The 2,126-nt window shown below is 42.9% G+C and carries 2 protein-coding genes and 1 pseudogene; 2 read left to right on the forward strand and 1 reads right to left on the reverse strand.

All coding sequences use genetic code 11. The annotated features are described in order from the left end of the window. Positions 1–101: 101 nt before the first annotated feature. Positions 102–287, forward strand: a pseudogene (locus tag HMPREF0650_RS12585) (IS1380 family transposase); the annotation flags it as partial. A 470-nt stretch (positions 288–757) separates the two neighbouring features. After that, positions 758–1,651 carry a hypothetical protein gene (locus HMPREF0650_RS01700; protein WP_081454837.1) on the forward strand — a complete coding sequence of 298 codons (894 nt, stop codon included), beginning with the start codon at positions 758–760 and terminating at the stop codon, positions 1,649–1,651. Between the two features lie 161 nt (positions 1,652–1,812). Here the strand turns inward: HMPREF0650_RS01700 and HMPREF0650_RS12975 are convergent, their stop codons facing one another. Beyond that, a complete protein-coding gene (locus HMPREF0650_RS12975) occupies positions 1,813–2,016 on the reverse strand; it encodes a hypothetical protein (RefSeq protein ID WP_004347824.1) in 204 nt (67 codons plus the stop codon). Positions 2,017–2,126: the final 110 nt, after the last annotated feature.

A 2,126-nucleotide genomic window follows, 5' to 3' on the forward strand; every position in this document is an offset into this window, starting at 1 on the left:
ATCGTTCGGTTATCAATACAGCGAAATCATCCGTTGGATTTTATCCTTCGTTTTCTCGCCATGGCAGAGTTCAAGCAAGCTTAACTCTGCTCATCTGGCTTAACGAAAACCTTCGTTTCCATCAGAAGGACACGCTGAAGAGGTTCTTTGAGAGATTTGAACAGAATGGGCTCACTATCAATCGCTTCAGAGCTGATTGTGGATCATGTTCCGAGGAAATCGTGGAGGAAATAGAAAAACACTGCAAGTCCTTCTATATCCGTGCTAACCGCTATGCCGTTCGATACGCCATCGCAAGCGAAAAAATCGCAGAAAAAAACCCGACTTTCAAAGTCATTGGCAGTCAACCATTTGCAAACCACCGACTGTTTGACGTATTTCGAGTGAAGACCAACTTACTTTCAAATCCGAGAAAATTTAAAGGCCTTTTGTCAATATAATTAACCCTTTTTTGATGCTTCACTAACGAAGTACGGGATGAGCGCGACCTTGCCAAGGTAATCCGTAGGGGCGTGATCAATGACGTTGGTGGAAAGGAAAGGTAGCTTTCGGGTGAATATCAAAAATGATATCAAGGAGATTGTCCGAAAATTAAATAGCACGCGCAGAAAGAAACGCAGATTTATAAATCCAAGAGAAATGTTTCAGAAAAAAATAGTTAACTTTGCACCTTCTTATGGAATCCGCCGTTGAAAACCATGGTGGTCATACCATTGAAATGAATAGTTAGACAAACGTCTTTAAAAAGAAAGCACAAATGAAATTTTTAGAATCAAGCCATTTATTGTACGTAACGGTTGTTGCTATCGCACTTGTTATATCTTCTTGCAACTCCGAAACCGATATACCGGAAAACACCCATAACTTGCCGGAGACTGTTACCCGCGATTTCCGTAACCGCTGCGGAGACACCACCATTGATGACGTTTACACAGGCAATGACTTTTACCGCCATACCGACCAGCAGGAAACATTTATATTCTCATCAGACAAGGCGGGGAACGAATATGTTGTGGTATATCTTAACAATGTGTGGAACCGCACCATCAAGACGCTGCCCGCCATTGACCAATTGCCCTATAAAGTGCTGCAACGTCTTCTCCAAGAAAACCCTGAGGCCCGTAAAAACGAGTTTTGTGAAATAAAGGAAATGTCGCAGACTTTCATCAACGACAAATACTACATACTGTGTTATCTGCAGGACACACCCACTGAGAAAAACCTCGTTCACACACTTGTCATCGGCAGCGACGGAACGATACTCAAGTCGTGCAAATATATGTTGAATCTGCCGGTCAATGCGCGTCCGCTATCTACTGATATTGATTGGATTTCCAAACGCTACAGCGGAGCTGTGACACTTGGTTATGTCAATGACCTGGGCTCTGACAACTACCTCGTCATACACAACGGCGTGTTGAAGTCTGTTTTATTTAAAACATCCAACATCGACACAAAGTGGAAGGAAACAACTTATGCGTTGCCAAAAGGCGCGACAGTGCCAAACAACATACTTGAATCATTGCACACCACCCATGCCGGCTTCACCTATACAGAAGTCATGTGCGTTGAAAATCCGAGTGGCAATTATTATCTTTTTATTGACGGAACCAAACCAAACCGTCTGGGGTATTATGTCGAGGCGATCTAAAGGCAAATTTTATCTTCAAGAAATGTATCCATGCCATGGGCAGGCCAGGGAAGAAATCGCAACGTCTATTGGTTCCTTCCACATTTGGTGTGATCATTGATGAGTGATACTCAAAAATTTGAGAGAAGGTTCTCTTCATCACCTTCTCATTCATCATGGATTTAAACTAAATGAGGTATATATAACCTTTCCTGATACTTCACAATCGGAGTCCAGGATGAGAACGGGCTTGTCAAGATAATCCATAGGGGCGAGATCAATGTAATAAGCAAAAGGTCGAGGTTGTAATCATCAACAGGATGGGTCTGCGTCTTTTCTTCGATGGCACCGTACTGAGTGGTTGTTGCATGTTTTGCAACAACCATATCTTTTCCTAACTCACTATCGTCAACCTAACCTCAAGCAAACAGCAGGTTCCTCTGAGTAGTTACAGCAGTTTGCGCCATACGCATCCGGTGTTTTCCGATGGGTTTTT

Source organism: Hoylesella buccalis ATCC 35310, from assembly GCF_000177075.1.
GTDB classification, from domain to species: domain Bacteria; phylum Bacteroidota; class Bacteroidia; order Bacteroidales; family Bacteroidaceae; genus Prevotella; species Prevotella buccalis.